Genomic DNA, 19,473 nt, shown 5'->3' with positions numbered 1-19,473 from the left:
GCACCTTCGGGCCGGCTAGGCGCGCCCGCGACGACACTGGTATGGCGCGTGTTGGCGAAGCCACGGACGAATTGCTGATAGCTCTGCCCGCTGGCCTGCCCGCCGCGCGACCACGACCGATAGGCGCTGCGATAGTCGCGGCGGTCGATCGCCGCGTAGTAACGCTGGACGACGGCGCGGGCGGCGGCAGGGGTGGCAGAGGGCGCGGCGGCGGCGCTGGCGAGCAGGACGGAAGCGATCAGGCTCATGCCCGCGACAACGGCTGAGCCTTTACCCGGTTGCGCGGGTACTCGCGGGAATTAGGCGTTGCTGCGTTCGAGCAGATCGGCGGCATCGAGCCCGAGCAGGTCGATATAGCCGCGGATGCGGGGCCATTGATTGGCGACGAAATTGTCGCGTTCGGCCTGGCGCAGCCGCTCCGCCGCGCCCGCGAGCACGAACATGCCGACACCGCGGCGCACCTCGACATAGCCGTCGTCCTGGAAGCTCTGATACGCCTTCGCGACCGTCAACGGGTTGGCACCGTGTTCGGCCGCGAGCGCACGCACCGAGGGGAGCTGATCGCCCGCCACGAAGTCACCGCGCAGGATCCCCGCGGCGATGGTTGCGCGCAGCCGGATGTAAACCGGGCTGTCCTCGTTGCTCAGTGCTGCCATGCTGCGTTAATACAGCAAATGGGAACGGAGTCGAGCCTCGCCCACGCTTCAACCCTGCCAGTCGCTCCAAACCTGTTCAATCGCGGGACGCGGCCGTTCGTCGAGCGCGCGGCCCGGCGTGCCGATGAAGATGAATCCGGTGATCCGCTCTGTCGCTTTCCCGAACGCATCTCGGACGCGGTCGGAGAAGGCCGGCCAGCCGGTCAGCCAGCCCGCCGCGAACCCATGCGCGTGCGCTGCATGGAGCAGGTTCATGCACGCCGCGCCCGCCGACAGCTCCTGTTCCCACAACGGAATCTTGTTGTCGGTCTTGGGGGAGGAGAGCGCGACCACCAGCGCTGGTGCCTGGGTCGCAAACTGGACCATGTTGTCCAGCTCCGCCTGCCGTGCCTCCGGCTTCTCGGCGCGGTAGGCCTCCACCAGCAATTCGGCGAGCCGCACGCGCTGGTCGTCGCGCACGATCACGAACCGCCACGGCGCGAGCTTTCCGTGATCGGGGGTGCGCGCGGCGAGCGTGATCATCTGCACCAGTTCGGCGTGATCGGGGCCGGGCGCGACCAAATCGCGCGGCTTGCCCGAGCGGCGGGTGGCGAGATGCGCGAGGAGTGAGGAGCGATCGTTGAACATGGGTGCGGCATCTAGGAAGTGTTAACGCGTATTTACAGCGCGATCTCAGCCGCTAGTCTCCTGTGCAACCATCGCGCGCGCCGCATCAGTGTAAGCGTGAACGTAAGTTCAGGGAGCGTATTTCGAACAATGGTGGACACCCCGACGGCCGACAATCGCGGCGAGCCCGATATCACCCACACCAATCCGGCGGCGGAGGAAACCTGGTTCGGCCATCCGCGCCAGCTCGCACGGCTGTTCACCACCGAGATGTGGGAGCGGTTCGGTTACTACGGGATGCGCGCGCTCCTGACGCTGTATCTCACCAAGCATTTCGTGTTCGGCGACCGCGAGGCGACGGGCCTGTACGGCGGGTTCACCGCGCTGGTGTATTTGACCCCGCTGGTAGGCGGCTATTTGGCCGACCAGTATCTCGGCTCCAAGCGGTCGGTGAAGTTCGGCGCTATCATGATGGCGATCGGTTATTTCACGCTCTGCTTCGGCGGCGAGACGGCCCGGCCGTACGCGACGATCGACGGGCAGCGCTACGAAGTTCAGGTCGACGGTTTCCGCGATGCGCCGACGAGTGCCACGGCCGAGGTGCGCTACCTCGTCACCCCGCAGGGGCGGCTGGAGATCAAGGGCAACGAGGACGGTTCGGTCTCGCTGCTCAACCCAGACAAGTCGGTCGCGCAGACCGTCGCCAAGGGCGGGTTCGAGACGGGCGGTGAGCGTAGCGCGCTGCTGACCGCGGTGCTGCTCATCGCGCTCAGCCTGATCTCGGTCGGTAACGGCTTCTTCAAGCCCAACATCTCGACAATGGTGGGCGAGCTCTACGCCGGCGGCGACCGTCGCCGCGACGCGGGGTTCACGATCTTCTACATGGGGATCAATCTCGGCTCGCTCGGCTCGCAGCTGCTCTGCCCGCTGCTCGCCGACAAGGTCGGCTGGTGGGCGGGCTTCGGCCTTGCGGCCGCAGGCATGCTGATCTCCTGGGCGCTGATCCAGTTCAACGGCGGGAAGCTGAACGGTATCGGCGAAGCGCCGGTGCGCGCGGGGCCCGACCGCACGCTCGCGATCTTCGCCGGCGCGATCCTGGCGGTGCCGGTGTTCTACTTCCTGTTCGTCAATCTGATGAACTCGACCGCGCCCGAACCCGGCTCGGGCATTCTCGGCTATATCGCCTCCCTGTCGCTGATGGGTAAGCTGCTGTTCGGCACCTTCCTGGTCAGCGTGCCGGGCATCCTGATCTGGTCGTACGCGAAGGGCAGCAAGGCCGAGTTCCAGATGATGCTGGCGGCGATGATCCTGATCGTGTTCAATGTCGTATTCTGGACCCTGTTCGAGCAGGCGGGGTCGAGCCTGACGCTGTTCGCCGACCGCAACACCGACCTGACGATCGCAGGAAGCTTCGCGATCACCGCGCCGCAGACGCAGTTCTTCAACGCGTTCTTCATCGTGGCACTCGCGCCGGTCATGTCGATCCTGTGGACCAAGCTGGCCGCACGCGGGATCGAGCCGACGATCCCCGTCAAGTTCGGCCTCGCGCTGATCGGCGTCGGCCTGGGCTTCCTGTTCCTCGTCTGGGGCGGACAGTTCGCCGGCCAAGACTTCAAGGTCGCGATCTGGTGGCTCGCCGGGCTGTACCTGATCCACTCGGTCGCCGAACTGTGCATCTCGCCGGTGGGGTTGAGCATGATCACCAAGCTGTCGATCGCGCGCATCGTCGGATTGATGATGGGCGTATGGTTCCTGTCGATCTCGGTCGCGCAATATGTCGCGGGCATCGTGGCGCAGGTCGCCTCGGTCGAAACGGTCGGCGGGCAGGTGACCAACCTGAAGGTCAGCCTCGACACCTACAATCAGGTGTTCTGGACCATCGGGCTGACCGCCGCCATCATCGGTGCGGTGCTGCTGGCGCTGTCGCCCTTCATCAAGCGCTGGATGCACGGGGTTCAGTAACGACGAGCGGAAATCGGGAGGAGAAGCCGGGATGGAGGAAGTGCTGGTCGCCGCGGTCGCGTTCGTGGGAACGCACTTCCTCCTGTCGCATCCGCTGCGTGCGCCGCTGGTGCGGCGGATCGGCGAGGGCGGGTTCCTCGGCCTCTACAGCCTGGTCGCGGTGGTGACGCTCGGCTGGCTCGTCGTCGCGTACCGCGCCGCGCCGGCGGCGACGCCGCTGTGGCCGGTCGGCGACGGGTTGTGGGCGATCGCTAGCGCCGTCATGCTGGTGGCGAGCGTGTTGTTCATGGGTTCGCTGGTCCGCAACCCGGCGCTGCCTGATCCCACGGGTAGGACCAAGCCGGTTCCTGACGCCAGCGGTGTCTACGCGATCACGCGCCACCCGATGATGTGGGCCTTTGCGCTGTGGGGAGCGTCGCACATCCTCGTTTATCCCGACCCCTCCAACGTCGTGCTGGCCGGCGCGATCATGGTGCTGGCGCTGGTCGGCGCCCATTTGCAGGACCGCAAGAAGGCACGGCTCCAGCCCGATTTCTGGCCCGAGTGGGAGCGGCGGACGAGCTACCTGCCGTTCGCCCGGATCGCGGCGGGGCGCGCGCGGATCGGCAAGCTTGGCGGTCACGCGCTCGGTGGTGGCATCGTGCTGTGGCTGGCGGCGACCTGGGCGCACATCCCGCTCGCGGGCTGGGCGGCGGGCATCTGGCGCTGGATCAACTGACGCCACACCAACAAAAGTCACGTAAGCGGGCTGGCGACACCAAACGAAACACGACAAGTCGGGGCTGCAACGGCCACAAGGCACGGGACCGGCGAGACAGCCGGTGTGGATAGGAGAGTTGACGCCATGTCGCAGCCGCTGTTCGGATTGATGCAGGACGTGTCGCTGACGGTCGACGGCTTCCTTGATCACGCGAACACCTGGCACGGCGCGCGCGAGATCGTGGCGCGCGAGGCGGACGGCAGCGTCACCCGGCTCGACTATGCCTGGCTGCACCGGGCGGCGAAGCGCGTGTCGAACGCACTCGCCCGCGTTGGGATCGGGCAGGGCGACCGGGTCGCGACGATGGGATGGAACAGCGCGCGCCATCTCGCCGCCTGGTACGGCGCGACCAACATGGGCGCGGTGCTCCACACGCTCAACCCGCGGCTGTTTCCCGAACAGATCGCCTATATTGCCGCCCACGCAGGCGACCGCATCCTGCTCGCCGATCCGGCCTGCGCAGCCCTGATCGGTCCGCTGCTCGCCGCCGCGCCGTCGATCGAGCGGGTGGTGTTCCTGTGCGCCGCGGCCGACCTGCCCGCGACCGATTTTTCGGCGGTTGCGTTCGATGACTGGATCGCGGACGAGCCGGCCGACTATGTCTGGGGCGGCTTCGACGAGCGGCTGGCGTGCGGGCTGTGCTATACGTCGGGAACGACGGGCAACCCGAAGGGGGTGCTCTACTCGCACCGATCCAACTACCTGCACACGATGATGACGCTGCAGGCCGATGCGCTCGCGCTGACGACGCGCGACACGGTGCTGCTGGTGGTGCCGATGTACCATGCCAATGCCTGGGGCGTGGTCTATTCCGCGCCGGCGGTCGGCGCGAAGCTGGTGCTGCCGGGCGCGCGGATGGACGGCGAGTCGATCTACCGGCTGATCGAGGACGAGGGCGTGACCTTTTCCGCCGCGGTGCCGACCGTGTGGCAGGGATTGCTCCAGTATCTGCGTTCCAGCGGCGCGCGCTTCTCGACGTTGAAGCGCGTGGTGATCGGCGGCTCCGCTCCGCCCGAGGCTTTGATCCGCGCGTTCCAGGACGATTATGGCGTCGAGGTGGTGCAGGGCTGGGGCATGACCGAGACCTCGCCGCTCGCGACCTTGTCGACACCCAGCCCGGAGGTGCTGGCGCAGCCGTACGACGAGCAGGTGCGGCGCAAGGGGATGCAGGGCCGGCTGGTGTGCGGGCTGGAGTTCAAGCTGGCTGACGACGCGGGCAACCGCCTGCCGCACGATGGCCGCAACGCCGGTCGGTTGATGATCAAGGGGCCGACGATCACCAGCGGTTATTTCGGCGGGGAGGGCGGCGACGTGCTCGACGCGGAAGGATTCTTCGACACCGGCGACGTGTCGACGATCGACGCGGCGGGCTACATGCAGATCACCGATCGCGCCAAGGACATCGTCAAGTCGGGCGGCGAGTGGATCAGCTCGATCGAGATCGAGAATGTCGCGGTCGGCCACCCGGAGGTCGCGCTTGCCGCGGTGATCGGCGTCGCGCACCCGAAATGGGACGAGCGCCCGATCCTGCTGATCCAGCGCCACGCAGGCGCGACCTGCGGCAAGGCGGAGTTGCTCGCCTTCCTGGATGGCAAGATCGCGCGCTGGTGGATGCCCGACGACGTGGTCGTGGTGGACGAGATCCCGCTCGGCGCGACGGGCAAGATCGACAAGAAGCTGCTGCGGCAGCGCATGGCCGGGTACGCGCTGCCGGATGCGTGAGCGGTCAGCGCGCGCCGCGCAGCTCGTCCGACGCGATTTCCTGCAACGCCGCCGCCATGTCCTGCGACAGGCCGAGCTCGTCCGCTGAGCGCTCGCCCCGGCCTAGCGTGCGCGGGTCGATGCCGGTCAGCTGCCCGAACACGATCAGCGCTTCGAGGTAATAGCCCGCGACGCTGGCGTGATATTGGTCGTAGGTCCACAAATCGGCCTGTCCGAAGGTGACCCCGTCATAGGGGTTGGGGTCGGCGACGCCGCGCGCGAAGGCGCGGTTCCACGCCTGCCCGACCGGCAGCACGCCCGACACGCCCGGCGTGGCGGCGCGCGCCTGATCGGCGGCGGCGCGCAGGTCGAGCGCCATCGTCGCGATCGGCTTGCCCGCCCAGCGGCCCTGACCACGATAGGCGAGGTCGGCGCGGCTCCACGTCGACATGAGCTCAACGCGCACGCGCGGGTTGCGTGCGGTGAGCAGCCGCGTCAGCCGACCGACATCGCGGACGTAGTCGGTCGCATCGCCCGGACGCGCGCGGCTGAGCGTCGACAGTTCCTGCAACACCACCACGTCCCACGACCGGTCGAACAGTTGCCGCCGCTCGTCATAATGGAAGCCGAGCGTCTTGCCGCCCTGCGTCTCCAGGCTGACCTCGTAGTTGAGCCCGGCCTGGTCGGCGAATGCCTTGAACAGCGCGGGCACCCCGCCATAGCCGGCGCGGTTGAGGTCGGTGACCGTTCCCGCATGCCAGTTGCGCACCGCCGAATGCGCGCCCTGCGTGAAGCTGTTGCCGATGAACAGCACGCGGAGCGGCGCACTCGTCCGTGTGATCGGGGTTGGCGCTGGCGCCGCCTGCTGCGCGAAGGCAGGCGTGGCGGCGAGGAGCGAGAGGGTGGCGAGCAGGCGTAGCATCAGAAGCGCTTTCCAACGGTCAAATACCAGTAACGTGCATACGGCACGTAGAGCGAGCCGAGATAGCCGTCGGCGGTGACCGGCGGCTGCTTGTCGAACAGGTTGCGCACGCCGATGCGCAATCGCGTGTCATCCATGAACCCGCCCTTCACGCGGTACTGGCCGTACAGGTTGAACGTGGTGGTGCCGTCGACGACGTAGGGGTTGCCGTCGGTGTCGAGGAAGTTGGTGTCGTTGACCGGGCCGATGTAATTGGCGAACGCGCCGACCTGCCATTGGTCGAGCGACCAGGTGAGCGAGCCGGTCACGCGCCATTTCGGGCGACCGCGGTCCTGCAACAGGTCGCTGGCGTCGGTCAGCGGGGTGGCGGCGTTGATCTGTCCCGCCGCACGCGCGTCGAACAAGGCCTGCACCGCGGGCGGGGTGTCGCGGCTGAACTTGGTCAGCCGCGCGCCGTTGATCGCGAGGTCGAACTTACCCACGTCGGTGCGCACATTGTAGAGCAAAGCGAGATCAAGGCCCTGTACGGTCTGCGGCAGCAGGTTGACGAACTGGTCGTTGATCTGCGTGATCGTGCCCGCGGGCGCGATGCCGGTGCCGGCGAACAGCGGCGTGTCGTCGGCGGTCGGCGCGGCGCGGATGACGTTGGGATTGGACGACCCCTGCTGGCGCAGCAGATAGTCGAGCACCAGCGCGTTCTGCGCGCCGAACTGCCCGACGATGCCGACCTGCTTGATCGACCAGAAATCGGCGGTGAGCGTCAGGCGCCCGTATTTGCGCGGGATGAACGCGGGTTGCAGCACGGTGCCGACGGTCCAGTTGGTGCTGTCCTCCGGCTTCAGGTCCTGATTGCCCGAAACCGCGATCTGGTAGCTGTTGGCGCGGCCGCAGGCGTTGAACGTCGCGATCCGACCCGAACGCAGGTCCGCCTCGCAGCGGATGAAGTCGGTGTTGGAGCCGAGCCGCGAATAGCGCGTCGTGTTGACCTGTTCGAGGTTGGGCGCACGGAACCCCTTCGACGCGGAGGCGCGCAGGCGAAACCCTTCGACCAGGTCCCAGGCGGCGGCGATCTTGGGCTTCGCGACCGAGCCGAAGTCGCTGTAATGCTCGTACCGCCCGGCGAGCTGGACGTCGAAGCGGTACATCAGCGGCACGCCCATCTCGGGCGAGGCGATCGGGATCGCGAGCTCGCCGAAGGCGGAGAAGACGGTGCGCCGGCCATAGACGCTTGGCGTGGGGCTGACCGCGGCGACGTTCGACAGGTTGACCTCGCCGGTCACCGCGTCGCGGAAGGTGACCGTGCCGTTCAGATTGTCGTCGCGGATATCGGCCTGCGTCTCGCGCCGCGCCTCGACGCCCAGCGCCACGCCGACGTTGCCGCCGGGCAGCGCGAACAGGCTGGCGTTCGACAGCTTGAAATCGCCCAGCGCCAGCGTCGTCTTGCTGCGGCGGACGAGATCGAACGAGAAGCTGTCGATCGATGCCTGGCTGGAGGGCGAGCAGTCGCCGACCGAGGGCGTCGCCGAGCAGCCGCCCGAGAAGGGATTGTACGCGTCAGGCGTCGAGAGCGCGAGGTTCTGCTGCAACAGCGTCATGTTGATCGCGTTGGAGCGATCGGTCGACTTGGCTTCCGAATAGAGCAATGCGCTGTCGAAGTCGAAGCTGCCGATCTTGCCGCGCGCGCCGCCCAGGAAGCGCGACTGCCAGTTGGTCACGTCGACGCGCTGCTGCCCGGCATCGACGAAGCGGTAGGTGCTGAGCCGTACCGGCAGACCCGCGGCGGGTACGTTGGTGAGGCCCGGAACGCGATTGGGGTTGAGCGTTCCATCGGCGAAGCGCACCGGACCGAACGGGTTCCAGTAATTGGACGCGGGGATGACGATCGCGTTCAGGTTGATCGTCGGCGGCTGGATGCGCACCGTGTCGGCCTGATAGTAACCGAGCTCAGTGTAGAAGGTCAGCGCGTCCGATACGTCATAGTGCGCCGACAGGAACGAATTGTAGCGGTTGAACGACGGCGTCACGGTGGTGCCCGGGCGCGTGTCGAACCGTTCGGAGCGGAGCGTCGACGCGGTCGCGCGCGTGCCGGTGCCGTAGCAGGTGTTGCCGTTCAGGATGTACGCGCATCCCGGGTTTGCTGCCGATTGCGTGTGAAACGCCCCCGCCGCCGAGGTGAGCGCGGTCGTCCCGCGACGGATCGTGCCGGGTCCGCCGACTACCGCGAGGTTCGCCCACGGCGACTGCGTCGCGCGTCCGTCGGCGGCGAGGTTTCCGGCGAAGGCGGGATCGTTCGCGAATAGCGGCAGCAGATTGTCGCTGGCGGTGTAATCCTGATCCTGCGGCAGCTGCGCGGTGCGGCGGGTATAGTCGAGGAACACCGACACGTTGCCGCGGCCTTCGTCGAAATTCTTGCCGTAGGTGCCGGTCACCTGCAATTCCTTGCGGTGCGTGCCCTCCGCAAAGCCGAAGCGATAGTCCAGGCTGCCGCCGTCGAACTTGTCCTTGGTGACGGTGTTGACCACGCCCGCCACCGCGTCGGCGCCGTAGATCGCGGCGGCACCGTCGCGCAGCACCTCCAGCCGCTGGATGCCCGCGACCGGCAGCGAATTGGAGTTGTAGCCTAGCACCGGCACGTTGCCGTCGCCGGCCTGGCTGGTCGGATGCTGGACGAGGCGACGGCCGTTCAACAGCACCAATGTGTTGCCGACGCCAAGATTGCGCAGGTTGATCGAATTGACGTCGCCGCGCGCCGAGTTCGACGTCTGCGCGCCCTGCGCCTCGTTAAAGGTCACGTCGCCGACCTGCGGGATCGAGCGGAACAGCTCGTCGCCCGACAGCGCGCCGGTTGCATCGATCTGCGCCTGGTCGATCACCGTGACGGGCAGCGCGGCGGTCGCGCTCGCGCCCTTGATCTGGGTGCCGACGACGACGATGTCCGCGACCGGCTCGGCGGCCTGCGTGGCGATGTCGGGGCTCTGGTCGGCCTGCGGCGTCGCCTCGGCGAGGCCGGGTACGGCTTCCTGCGGCGGTGCCGGCGGCGTGGTCTGCGCAGCGGCGCCACTGGCGACGGCGAGCGCCGCGAGCATGCTGGTGCCCGCGAGCAGGTGTTGAAAACGGTTCACAATCACTCTCCCTGTATCGTGGTGGCGGGAGCCTTCTGAACGGGCTCCTCGTTGTTAAGCGTGGCGCGCAGCCGCTCGAGATCGAGCTTGCCTTCCCAGCGCGCGACGACGATCGCGGCGACGCCGTTGCCGATGAAGTTGGTCAAGCTGCGGCACTCGGACATGAAGCGGTCGACGCCGAGGATCAGCGCCATGCCGGCGACGGGCACCGACGGCACGATCGACAAGGTGGCGGCGAGCGTGATGAACCCAGCGCCGGTGACGCCCGCCGCCCCCTTCGACGACAGCATCGCGACGCCCAGTAGCAGCAACTGCTGCCCCAGTGTCAGGTCGACGTTGCACGCCTGCGCGATGAACAAGGCGGCAAGCGTCATGTAGATGTTGGTGCCGTCGAGGTTGAACGAGTAACCCGTCGGTACGACCAGCCCGACGACGCCGCGGTCGCACCCCGCTGCCTCCAGCTTGGCGATGAGATTGGGCAGCGCTGCTTCCGACGACGAGGTGCCGAGCACCAGCAGCAGCTCCGCCTTAAGGTACGCGATCAGCTTCAGGATCGAGAAGCCATGCACGCGCGCGACGGTGCCGAGCACCACCAGCACGAACAGCAAGGAGGTGGCGTAGAAGGTCGCGACCAGACCACCCAGATTGACCAGGCTGCCCGCGCCGTACTTGCCGACGGTGAATGCGATCGCACCGAACGCGCCGATCGGCGCCGCGCGCATCAGGATGCCGGTCAGGCGGAACACGATCGTGCCCAGCCGCTCGATCAAGTCGAGCACGGGCTGCGCGGGCTCGCCGACCAGGCTGATCGTAATGCCGGTCAGGATCGCGACCAGCAGCACTTGCAGGATGTTGCCCTGGATCAGCGCGGAGACGAGCGTGTCGGGGATGATGCCGAGCAGGAAGCCCGTCAGCGTCGTCTCGTGCGCCTGATGCGCGTAGCCCGCGATCGCGCCGCTATCGAGCCCGGCGGGGTCGATGTTCATCCCCGCGCCTGGCCGCACCACATTGGCGACGATCAGTCCGACGATCAGCGCCAGCGTGGAGAAGAACAGGAAATAGCCGAATGCCTTGCCGGCGACGCGCCCGACTGCGCGCAATTCCTTCATGCCCGCGATGCCGCTGACCAATGTCAGGAAGATGACGGGCGCGATCACCATCTTTACCAGCTTGATGAAGGCATCGCCCAGCGGCTTCAGCGCCTCACCAGTCTGAGGGGCGAAATGACCGACCAGCGCGCCGAGCAGGATCGCGAATAGCACCTGCGCGTAGAGGTGCGTGTAGAACGGCCGCCGCGCCGGCGCCTGGGCGTCGCTCGGATGTGCGTTCTGGCTGACAGACGGGCCGTTCATGATCCTCACCTTTTTCCGCGTTCTCGTGGCGGAACGTTGCGTACAGTGTAGAGGCGGATGAAGCACGCACCACGTTGGAGCGGAACGAAGACCAAGTGACTGCGAAGACGGCAGAAAATGCGTCTAGGCGAGATGTGGGGGTGATCAGCTAGGCATGTCGGACGGAGCCGCGGGACAGGAAAGTGTGTGGAAAACCGCACATTGGCGGCGCTCGATCCTGTTCGTCGTGTTCGCGGGCGTCGCATGCGCGGTGCTCGGCTGGAGCGCGTGGCGCTGGACCGAGGTTCGTGCGCGCGCCGCCACGGACGAGGCCGCAGCGACGATTGCCGCCAATCACGCCGGATTGCTGGCGAGCGAGCTGGAGAAGTTCCGGCTACTGCCACTGGTGCTGGTCGAATATCCCGACGTTGCCGCGGCGCTGGCCGGCGATGGAGCGCAACAACGACTCGACCAGACGCTTGAATTGCTCGCGGCGCGGACCAACGCCGCCGTCATCTACGCGATCGATCGAAGCGGGCGCACCGTGGCGGCGAGCAACTGGCGCCTGCCGACCAGCTTCGTCGGGCAGGATTACAGCTTTCGCCCGTATTTCATCGACGCGATGCGTGACGGCGCGGCCGAATTGTTCGCACTCGGCACCGTCAGCGGGCGACCGGGGCTCTACCTGTCGCGTCGGGTGACGAGGGACCGCCGCACGCTCGGTGTCGTCGTGGTGAAGGTCGAGTTCGACCGGGTGGAGGCGCAATGGGCGCGAACGTCGGGCATCAGCGTCGCGACCGATCGGCGCGGCATCGTGCTGGTGACCAGCCGCCCCGACTGGCGCTTTCACGCCCTCGATGGAATCGACCGCGCGACGGCCGCACGCGCGCGCCGCACGCTGCAATTCGGACGATCCGTGCCGAAGCCCGTTCCGCTCACCATCGCAGGCAAGGATGCGAACGCGCCGGGCGAGCCGGTCGGCTACCGCGTTGCGCGAACCGCGTCACCGCTCGCGGGCGGCGAGGTGTTGCACTTCGCCCCGCTCGCGCCGGCGCTGACCGCCGCGCGGCAGCAGGTGACCTTGTGGGCGTTGGCGCTGCTGTTCGTCGTTGCGGTGTTCGGGGGCGCAACGTGGCGCTCGGCGGAGCGGCGGCGATTGCAGCGCGAGGCGCGCGCCGGTCTCGAGCGTGAGGTCGCCGCGCGTACCGCCGAGCTTCGCGACGCGAATGCGCGGTTGAGCGTCGAATCGGCTGAGCGGCTCGCCGCCGACCAGCGCTACCGCACCGCGCGCGAGGAACTGGCACTCGCCAGCCGACTCGGCTCACTCGGGCAGATTACCGCGGGCGTCGCGCACGAGATCAACCAGCCCGTCGCCGCGATCCGCACCTTCGCCGAAAACGGCACGATCCTGCTCGACCGCGCCGCACCCGAGCGCGCGCGCGAGAACCTGGGCCACATCGTCGCGCTGACCGACCGTATCGGCGCGATCACCGGCGAGTTGCGCGCCTTCTCACGTCGACGGCCCAGCGCGTCGGGGAATACGACGGTCGGTGAGGTGATCGACGGGCTGCTGCTGTTGATGGGAGAGCGGGTGCGCGGTGCGTTGACGCTCGACGTGCCCGCGGACGTGCGCGACGCACGCGTCCTCGGCGATCGGATCCGGCTGGAACAGGTGCTGGTCAACCTTACGCAGAACGCGCTCGACGCAACCGCCGGCGTCGTGCGGCAGGCGATACACCTCGGCGTGGCCGCGTCCGCCAATACGATAACGGTCAGCGTATCGGACAATGGTACGGGGATCGCGCCAGAGGTGCGCGAAACACTGTTCACGCCCTTCGTGACCGGTCGTGCCGACGGCTTGGGGCTGGGCCTGGCAATCGCACGCGACATCGCGCGTGAATTCGGCGGCGAGCTCGCGGTCGATGACGCGCCGCATCTGTCGGGCGTCGGGTTCGTGCTGACGCTCAGGAGGGCGATGTGAGCGAGCGGGTGTTGTTGATCGAGGACGATCACGCGCTGCGACTCGCGACCGAACAGGCGCTCGACCTCGCCGGAATTTCGGTTGAGGCGTTCGCGCGCGCCGAGCCGGCGCTCGCCGCGGTCGAAGGCGACTTCGCCGGCGTCGTCGTGTCCGACATCCGCATGCCCGGCATGGATGGTTTCGAGCTGCTCTCGCGGCTGCGCATGCTCGACCCCGATCTGCCCGTCATCCTCGTCACCGGTCATGGCGACGTGCCGATGGCCGTGTTGGCGCTGCGCGATGGAGCGTTCGACTTCGTGACCAAGCCGTTCGCGACCGAGCAGCTGGTCGCCACGGTCCGCCGCGCGCTGGAGCGTCGCGCGCTGGTGCTGGAGAACAGACGCCTGCGCGACGCGGTGCAGGAGAGCGAAGGGCCGCTGATCGGCAATGCGCCCGCGATGCTCAACCTCCGGCGTTCGGTACGCGAACTGGCGGATCTGCCCGTCGACGTGCTGATCGAGGGGGAAAGCGGCACGGGCAAGGACCTGGTCGCGCGGCTGCTGCACCGATCGGGGCGTCGCGGCACACGTCCCTTCGTCGCCGTCGATTGCGCCGCATTGGGCGCCGACGTGGCCGAGGTCGAGCTGTTCGGCGACGCACGTCGGGGCGGACGGATTGCGGCATCGAACAACGGCACGCTGCTGCTCGACGCGGTGAACACCTTGCCCGACGCGATTCAGGCGCGATTGCTGCGCGTCGTCGAGGACCGCGAGGTGCAGCCATCGGGCACATCTTGGAGCGATCCGGTCAATCTTCGGCTGGTCGTGACCAGCGAGACGCCGCTGGCACAGGTGGTCGCCGAAGGGCGGTTCCGCGCCGACCTATTCCACCGGCTGGCGCAGGCGAGGCTGTACCTGCCGGCCTTGCGGGAGCGAGGCGACGACGTGGCGCTGCTGTTCACGCATTTCGTCGACGAAGCGAGGCAATCGCTCGGACGCGCCGACTATCTGGTTCCATCGGAGGTGCGCCACCGGCTGCTGACGCACGGGTGGCCGGGCAACGTGCGCGAGCTGCGCAACTACGCGTTCGCGAGCGTATTGGCGTCGGGCAGCGACGCGGCAGAAAATAGTGGTCTTCGGGAGCAGGTGGCGCGGTTCGAGGCATCGATCATCACCGACACGCTGACCGCGACCGGCGGTCACGTCGCCAACGCGCTCGCGATCCTCGGCATTCCGCGCAAGACGCTGTACGAGAAGATGGCGCGCCACGGCATCGATCCGGCGGCGTTTCGCGCGCCCGTGTGAGGTCGCGGCGTGTAATCGTGCAGTCGTTGTCGATTTTTTTCGAAAGCTCACCGACGGATTGGCGGGCAAACTCCGTTCAACGTCTGGTCGTCGCTGTGACGTGACGAAGCGCGAAGGAGTATCGATGATGAAGACCCTTCTTTTGGCGGCAGCGGCGCTGGGCGGCATGGTGATGGCGAGTGCGCCGGCCGAGGCACGTCAGGGTTGCGGCCCCGGTTTCCACCGCGGCTATTACGGCCGCTGCGTGTCCAACCGCGGCCCGCGTTATGCCCCGCGCGCCTATATCGTGCACCGTTACTATCCCGGGCGCGGTTACTGGTACGGCAACCGGTTCTGGGGCCACCGCTATCGCTGGCACGGCGGCTGGCGCTATCGTTGAGCGATCCGCACGGGCGGCGTCCGCGCCGCCCGGCGACGCGTAAACGCGGCACAGGTATACGGGGACAAGAGCAGCGTGACGAACATGAAGACGCGATATGGTGCGGCATCGGCCGCGTTCGCCCTGCTGCTGCCGGCGATGGCGTGCGGGCAGGCGATGCCGCCCGCGGTGCATGACAACGGCGCTGCCGCGCGGCCGAGAAGCGGACTGACGCTGCAGGATTTCACCAGCCGGCGTGAGCGGCGGGTGCTCGCCGCCGATACCGATGGTGACGGCAAGGTCAGCCGGGCGGAATATCTCGCCGCCGCGACCAGGGGAAAGGGTGATCCCGCTCGCCGCTTCGCCAGGCTCGACCGCAACGGTGACGGCGTGGTCGACCGGCAGGAAATCGCGTCGCTGCTGGCGCGTCGGTTCGCACGGTTGGATACCGACCACGACGGCGTGCTGACACCGACGGAGCGATCCGCGGCGCGCCCGTCCGCGAGGCGAGCCGCGCCGGAGGCCTGACGTGACGACGCGCGGCGGCGTGGGCATCGGGCAGGCTTGAGCGGGAGCGATCCCGACGCGGACCTGATCGCGCGGATAGGGCGCGGCGATGCGGCCGCGACGCGGCTGCTCGTGTCGGCCAAGCTGCCGCGTATTTTGGCGCTCGCCACGCGGATGCTGCGCGACCGCGCGGCGGCGGAGGACGTGGCGCAGGAGGCGTTTGCGCGGGTGTGGCGAGTCGCGGGCACGTGGCAGCCGGATCGCGCGCGCGTCGACACGTGGTTGCACACCGTCGTGCTCAACCTGTGCCGCGACCGGCTGCGCCGCCGCCGCGAGGTGACGAGCGACGCGGTGCCCGATCTCGCGGACCCCGCGCCCGACGCGGAGGCCGCGCTGTTGGTGGCGGAGCGAGGAGCGCAGGTCGCGGCCGCAATCGCGCAACTGCCCGAGCGGCAGCGCGAGGCGATCCTGCTGGTTCACTATCAGGATCTCTCCGGCGCGGAGGCCGCAGAGGCGCTGGGCGTCAGCATCGAGGCGCTCGAATCATTGCTGGCGCGGGGAAGACGTACGTTGCGCACGCGGCTGATGCCGTCGCAGGAAAGCAGGCAAGATGACTGATCCGCTCGATCTCGATCGTTTCCGTGACTTGGCGGACGCTTATGGCGGCGTGGTGGCGCGCTGGCCCATCACGTACCGCGCGGCGGCGGCGCGCGTGGCTTCGACCCCAGAAGGGCGCGTCATCCTGGCGGACGCGATGTCGCTCGACGCGCGGCTCGACTCTTGGACGGTACCGGCGCCGGCAGCCGGGCTCGCAGCGCGTGTCGCGGATCAGGCCGCGGTCGGCACCCGCACCGCGCGGGTTCGGCAGCACTGGTGGTGGTCGGGCTTCGGACTGGCCGCGACGCTCGCCGGCGCGGTCGCAGGCACGGCCGCGGTCGCGATTGCGATCGCGCCGCCGGTCGACATGGCGGCGGGCAGCACCTCGTTCGGCGACGTGGCCGGGATGGAGGGCTAGAAGATGAACCGTATCCGATTGGCGCTGATCGTCTCGGTCCTGCTCAACCTGTTCCTCGCGGGCGCGCTGGTCGCGGGCTACGCGTCGCTGCGCACGGGCAAGCGGATGGTGAACGCGGGGTCGCTGCGCATCGCGGGTGCCGAGCTGCCGCCCGACGAGCGACGCCAGTTCCGACGCGCCCTGCGACAGACGCGGCAGTCGATGCGCGCGACGATCGACGCGTCGCGCGCGGCAAAGGCACGCGCCGCCGATTTACTCAGGCAAGATCCGGTCGATCAGACTGCAGTCGTCGCCGCGCTGGACGCCGCACGCGCGGCCGACACGGCGGTGCGCGCCGCGGTCGAGCGGCGCGCGGTGACCTTCGCGGCTGAACTGCCCGCGGCGGACCGTGCCAGACTGGCCGAGGCGATGACCCGGCGGTCGACGAGACGGGGCGCGCCGAACGATTAAGCGCGCGACGGAAAACCGGCATACGTCCGTTCAAGGAAGTCGGGCGGCTGATCGACGGCCACCTGCATTTCAACAGAATCAGCGGAGCCAAGATCATGCCTGTTTTGGCTGCCAAGCTGTCCCCGGCCGCGATCGCGCTCAACCGCTTCGGCCTGGGCGCGCGACCGGACGATGCGCCGCCGAGCGATCCGGCGCGGTGGGTTTCACAGCAGTTCGACCGCTTCGATCCGCGTCCGGCCCGCTTCGCCGCGCTTGCCGATGCGGGCGAACTGGTTGCCAGGTATCGCGCGCAGCAGCAGACGGCCAGGATGGCTCGTGCCGCGTCGTCGCCCGGCACGGCGCAGCCCGACGACGCGAAGGCCACGCTGAAGGCGGCGCGGCAGGATTATCGGCAGGATGTGCAGGCGCTCTACAACGAGGGCGTTCGCGCACGCGCCGATGCCGCACTCGCGACCGAGGCACCGTTCGTCGAGCGGATGGTGCATTTCTGGTCCAACCATTTCTGCGTCTCGGCCGACAACGCGCCCGTCACCGCCTTCGCCGCCGCGTTCGAGCGCGACGCGATCCGCCCGCACGTGCTCGGCCGCTTCTCCGACATGCTGCTGGCGGTCGAGCAGCATCCTGCGATGCTCATCTACCTCAATCAGGCGCAGTCGATCGGTCCGGGCAGCCCCGCGGCGCTGCGCAACGCCGCTCGCAATCCGCTGCGCAAGCGTGGCCTGAACGAGAATCTCGGGCGTGAGATCATGGAATTGCACACGCTCGGTGTCCGCTCTGGCTACACGCAGGCCGACGTGACCGAATTCGCGCGCGCGCTGACCGGCTGGTCGGTGGGCGGCATGTGGGGCGGTGCAGGCGGCGATCCCAACCGTTTCGCGTTCCGCGCGAACCAGCACGAACCCGGCAGCAGGACGATCCTGGGCAAGCGCTACGATGAAGGCGGCGAGGGGCAGGCGCGCGCGGTCCTGGCGGACTTCGCACGCTCGCCCGCCACCGCGACGCACATCGCGACCAAGCTGGCACGTCATTTCGCCGGCGACGATCCGCCGCCCGCGCTGGTCGCGCGGCTGGCGAAAAGCTTCACCGCCAACGGCGGCGACCTGCCGACGCTCTACCGCGCGCTGATCGCCTCGCCCGAGGCGTGGGTGCCGACGCCGACCAAGTTCAAGACGCCGTGGGAGTGGACGATCTCCGCGCTGCGCGGCACCGGGCGGCGTGACGTCGGTGCGATGCAGATCGCGGGGCTCCAGACGCAGCTCGGCCAGCGGGTGTGGAGGCCCGGCACGCCGGCGGGATGGGACAATGCCGCCGCCAGCTGGGCCGCGTCCGACGCGCTGCTGCGCCGCGTCGAGATCGCGCAGCGCCTCGCCGCGCCGCTCGGCCAGACGCTCGACGCGCGGGTCGTCGCGCCCCGGATCATGCCGGCCTCGCTGGCGGCGAGCACGGCCGATCAGATCGCCCGCTCCGAAAGCCCGGCCGGCGCCATCGCGCTGATGCTGGTGTCGCCCGATTTCCTGAGGAGATGATCGCATGATCGCTCGCCGCCAGTTCCTGTCCACCGCCGCGCTCGGCGCCGGTGCGCTGTTCGTCGCGCCCGGCCTCGCGCTCGCCACCGTGCCGACCGAACGCCGCTTCGTGTTCATCATCCAGCGCGGCGCGGCCGACGGGCTCGACATCCTGCGCCCCGTCGGCGACCCGGCGTTCGCAGCCTTGCGTGAAGCGTTGATCGGTGATGGCGGGGCGGGCGTGAAGCTCGACGGCATGTTCATGCTCCACCCGGCGCTCAGCGAGATTGCCGCGATGTATGCGCGGGGGCAGGCGCTGTTCGTCCACGCGGTCGCCTCGCCGTACCGCGATCGCTCGCATTTCGACGGGCAGAACGTGCTCGAGACCGGGGGCACGCAGCCCTATGCGGTGCGCGACGGCTGGATGAACCGGCTCGTCGCGATAATGCCGCGATCGGCGGAAGAGGCGATCGCGATCGCGCCAACGGTGCCGACCGCGCTGCGCGGCGCGGTGCAGGTTGCCTCCTACGCGCCATCCGCGCTGCCGCATGCCGCGGACGACCTGATGACGCGCGTCACCGCGCTATACGATGCCGACCCGCAGCTGCATGCACCGTGGGCGGCGGCGCTGGAGACCAACGGGCTGGCGGGCGATCTCGACGCCAAGCAGGATCCCGCCAGCCTCGGCCGGCTGACCGCCAGCTTCCTCACCAAACCGAACGGACCCAGGATCGCGATGCTGGAAACGCTCGGCTGGGACACGCACAACGCGCAACAGGGACGGCTCGCGGGGCAGTTGCGCAACTTGGACGCGCTGGTCGCGGCGCTGCGCGACGGACTGGGCGCGGCGTGGGGCATGACGACGGTGCTCGTCGCGACCGAGTTCGGCCGGACCGCGGCGCTCAACGGCACCGGCGGTACCGATCACGGCACCGGTTCGGTCGCGATGCTGGTTGGTGGCAACGTGATGGGTGGACGCGTCATCGCCGACTGGCCGGGCCTGGCCGCCGGCCGCCTCTACGAAGCGCGCGACCTGCGGCCGACCAGCGCGCTCGACGCGGTCATTGCCGGTGCCGTCGCGGAGAGCCTGGCGCTCGATCCCGAACGGGTCAGGCGCGGCCTGTTCGCGCAGGCGACGGCGCAACGGCCGCTGACGGGCCTGCTGCGTGCGTGACGAGGTTCGGGCGCCTATGCTGGCACAACACGACGGAGATTGGTCGGTGCATCTTAATCGGACCCACTAAGACGGTTTAACATTCTGTCTCGTGAAGACACTGCGTTTCCAAAAAACCCATAGGGTAGAACCCACTAACG

16 protein-coding genes and 2 pseudogenes are annotated in these 19,473 nt (G+C 68.4%); 12 read left to right on the top strand and 6 right to left on the bottom strand.

Annotated elements, in window-relative coordinates:
• The 3 genes and pseudogenes from QZ847_RS05070 to QZ847_RS05060 form a co-directional block, all read right to left on the bottom strand.
• Nucleotides 1-248 (bottom strand): annotated as a pseudogene (locus QZ847_RS05070) (hypothetical protein); the annotation flags it as partial.
• 51 nt (nt 249-299) lie between these two features.
• The gene (locus tag QZ847_RS05065; protein WP_294353775.1) at nt 300-656 is read right to left on the bottom strand and encodes a GntR family transcriptional regulator; all 357 of its coding nucleotides are present in this window, start codon (nt 654-656) and stop codon (nt 300-302) included.
• A gap of 48 nt (nt 657-704) precedes the next feature.
• A complete protein-coding gene (locus tag QZ847_RS05060; protein ID WP_294353772.1) occupies nt 705-1,283 on the bottom strand; it encodes a nitroreductase in 579 nt (192 codons plus the stop codon).
• A 129-nt stretch (nt 1,284-1,412) separates the two neighbouring features.
• Here QZ847_RS05060 and QZ847_RS05055 point away from each other — a divergent pair, with 129 nt between their 5' ends.
• From QZ847_RS05055 to QZ847_RS05045, 3 genes are all read left to right on the top strand, one after another.
• Nucleotides 1,413-3,224, top strand: coding sequence for a peptide MFS transporter (locus tag QZ847_RS05055; protein WP_294353770.1), 1,812 nt, complete (start codon nt 1,413-1,415; stop codon nt 3,222-3,224).
• 31 nt (nt 3,225-3,255) lie between these two features.
• Complete coding sequence (locus QZ847_RS05050; RefSeq protein ID WP_294353767.1) at nt 3,256-3,942, top strand: NnrU family protein; 687 nt, start codon at nt 3,256-3,258, stop codon at nt 3,940-3,942.
• A gap of 126 nt (nt 3,943-4,068) precedes the next feature.
• The gene (locus QZ847_RS05045; RefSeq protein ID WP_294353764.1) at nt 4,069-5,706 is read left to right on the top strand and encodes a long-chain-fatty-acid--CoA ligase; all 1,638 of its coding nucleotides are present in this window, start codon (nt 4,069-4,071) and stop codon (nt 5,704-5,706) included.
• A 4-nt stretch (nt 5,707-5,710) separates the two neighbouring features.
• Here the strand turns inward: QZ847_RS05045 and QZ847_RS05040 are convergent, their stop codons facing one another.
• From QZ847_RS05040 to QZ847_RS05030, 3 genes are read right to left on the bottom strand one after another with little or no spacing between them, the layout of a single operon-like run.
• On the bottom strand, nt 5,711-6,607 hold the full coding sequence (locus QZ847_RS05040; protein ID WP_294353761.1) for a PEP-CTERM sorting domain-containing protein: 897 nt from the start codon (nt 6,605-6,607) through the stop codon (nt 5,711-5,713).
• The gene (locus QZ847_RS05035) at nt 6,607-9,729 is read right to left on the bottom strand and encodes a TonB-dependent receptor (protein WP_294353759.1); all 3,123 of its coding nucleotides are present in this window, start codon (nt 9,727-9,729) and stop codon (nt 6,607-6,609) included. Before QZ847_RS05035 ends, QZ847_RS05040 begins: the two co-directional genes overlap by 1 nt.
• Before the next feature lie 2 nt (nt 9,730-9,731).
• The gene (locus QZ847_RS05030) at nt 9,732-11,081 is read right to left on the bottom strand and encodes a dicarboxylate/amino acid:cation symporter (protein WP_294353756.1); all 1,350 of its coding nucleotides are present in this window, start codon (nt 11,079-11,081) and stop codon (nt 9,732-9,734) included.
• Nucleotides 11,082-11,235: 154 nt separating this feature from the next.
• Between QZ847_RS05030 and QZ847_RS05025 the strand changes: the two genes are divergently transcribed.
• The 9 genes and pseudogenes from QZ847_RS05025 to QZ847_RS04985 all read left to right on the top strand — a co-directional run bounded on the left by QZ847_RS05025 (nt 11,236) and on the right by QZ847_RS04985 (nt 19,333).
• Nucleotides 11,236-13,041 (top strand): ATP-binding protein, encoded by a 1,806-nt coding sequence (locus QZ847_RS05025; protein WP_294353754.1) that lies wholly within the window; start codon nt 11,236-11,238, stop codon nt 13,039-13,041.
• The gene (locus QZ847_RS05020) at nt 13,038-14,324 is read left to right on the top strand and encodes a sigma-54 dependent transcriptional regulator (RefSeq protein ID WP_294353749.1); all 1,287 of its coding nucleotides are present in this window, start codon (nt 13,038-13,040) and stop codon (nt 14,322-14,324) included. Before QZ847_RS05025 ends, QZ847_RS05020 begins: the two co-directional genes overlap by 4 nt.
• Before the next feature lie 127 nt (nt 14,325-14,451).
• Nucleotides 14,452-14,703 (top strand): hypothetical protein, encoded by a 252-nt coding sequence (locus QZ847_RS05015; RefSeq protein ID WP_177171570.1) that lies wholly within the window; start codon nt 14,452-14,454, stop codon nt 14,701-14,703.
• Between the two features lie 84 nt (nt 14,704-14,787).
• Entirely contained in the window at nt 14,788-15,210 is a 423-nt protein-coding gene (locus QZ847_RS05010) for an EF-hand domain-containing protein (protein ID WP_294353741.1), read from the top strand.
• A gap of 33 nt (nt 15,211-15,243) precedes the next feature.
• Nucleotides 15,244-15,807: pseudogene (locus QZ847_RS05005) on the top strand (RNA polymerase sigma factor); the annotation flags it as partial.
• A complete protein-coding gene (locus QZ847_RS05000) occupies nt 15,800-16,204 on the top strand; it encodes a hypothetical protein (protein ID WP_294353738.1) in 405 nt (134 codons plus the stop codon). The pseudogene QZ847_RS05005 and the gene QZ847_RS05000, both read left to right, overlap by 8 nt.
• A gap of 3 nt (nt 16,205-16,207) precedes the next feature.
• Nucleotides 16,208-16,654, top strand: a complete 447-nt coding sequence (locus tag QZ847_RS04995; RefSeq protein WP_294353735.1) for a periplasmic heavy metal sensor — start codon at nt 16,208-16,210, stop codon at nt 16,652-16,654.
• Nucleotides 16,655-16,749: 95 nt separating this feature from the next.
• Nucleotides 16,750-18,180, top strand: coding sequence for a DUF1800 domain-containing protein (locus QZ847_RS04990; RefSeq protein ID WP_294353732.1), 1,431 nt, complete (start codon nt 16,750-16,752; stop codon nt 18,178-18,180).
• 4 nt (nt 18,181-18,184) lie between these two features.
• Nucleotides 18,185-19,333 carry a DUF1501 domain-containing protein gene (locus QZ847_RS04985; protein ID WP_294353728.1) on the top strand — a complete coding sequence of 383 codons (1,149 nt, stop codon included), beginning with the start codon at nt 18,185-18,187 and terminating at the stop codon, nt 19,331-19,333.
• The last annotated feature ends 140 nt before the right edge of the window (nt 19,334-19,473 follow it).

The organism is uncultured Sphingomonas sp. (assembly GCF_913778135.1).
Taxonomy (GTDB): Bacteria; Pseudomonadota; Alphaproteobacteria; order Sphingomonadales; family Sphingomonadaceae; genus Sphingomonas.
Note: the sequence above shows the minus strand (reverse complement) of the source record. Positions and strands in the feature narration are given on the sequence as shown.

Excerpts from the sequence above, each read along its gene's own strand:
- QZ847_RS05060 (WP_294353772.1), bottom strand. The coding sequence starts at position 1,283 with ATGTTCAACGATCGCTCCTCACTCCTCGCGCATCTCGCCACCCGCCGC.
- QZ847_RS04985 (WP_294353728.1), top strand. The coding sequence starts at position 18,185 with ATGATCGCTCGCCGCCAGTTCCTGTCCACCGCCGCGCTCGGCGCCGGT.
- QZ847_RS05010 (WP_294353741.1), top strand. The coding sequence starts at position 14,788 with ATGAAGACGCGATATGGTGCGGCATCGGCCGCGTTCGCCCTGCTGCTG.
- QZ847_RS05015 (WP_177171570.1), top strand. The coding sequence starts at position 14,452 with ATGAAGACCCTTCTTTTGGCGGCAGCGGCGCTGGGCGGCATGGTGATG.
- QZ847_RS04990 (WP_294353732.1), top strand. The coding sequence starts at position 16,750 with ATGCCTGTTTTGGCTGCCAAGCTGTCCCCGGCCGCGATCGCGCTCAAC.
- QZ847_RS05065 (WP_294353775.1), bottom strand. The coding sequence starts at position 656 with ATGGCAGCACTGAGCAACGAGGACAGCCCGGTTTACATCCGGCTGCGC.
- QZ847_RS05000 (WP_294353738.1), top strand. The coding sequence starts at position 15,800 with ATGACTGATCCGCTCGATCTCGATCGTTTCCGTGACTTGGCGGACGCT.
- QZ847_RS05030 (WP_294353756.1), bottom strand. The coding sequence starts at position 11,081 with ATGAACGGCCCGTCTGTCAGCCAGAACGCACATCCGAGCGACGCCCAG.
- QZ847_RS05045 (WP_294353764.1), top strand. The coding sequence starts at position 4,069 with ATGTCGCAGCCGCTGTTCGGATTGATGCAGGACGTGTCGCTGACGGTC.
- QZ847_RS05055 (WP_294353770.1), top strand. The coding sequence starts at position 1,413 with ATGGTGGACACCCCGACGGCCGACAATCGCGGCGAGCCCGATATCACC.
- QZ847_RS05040 (WP_294353761.1), bottom strand. The coding sequence starts at position 6,607 with ATGCTACGCCTGCTCGCCACCCTCTCGCTCCTCGCCGCCACGCCTGCC.
- QZ847_RS05025 (WP_294353754.1), top strand. The coding sequence starts at position 11,236 with ATGTCGGACGGAGCCGCGGGACAGGAAAGTGTGTGGAAAACCGCACAT.
- QZ847_RS04995 (WP_294353735.1), top strand. The coding sequence starts at position 16,208 with ATGAACCGTATCCGATTGGCGCTGATCGTCTCGGTCCTGCTCAACCTG.
- QZ847_RS05050 (WP_294353767.1), top strand. The coding sequence starts at position 3,256 with ATGGAGGAAGTGCTGGTCGCCGCGGTCGCGTTCGTGGGAACGCACTTC.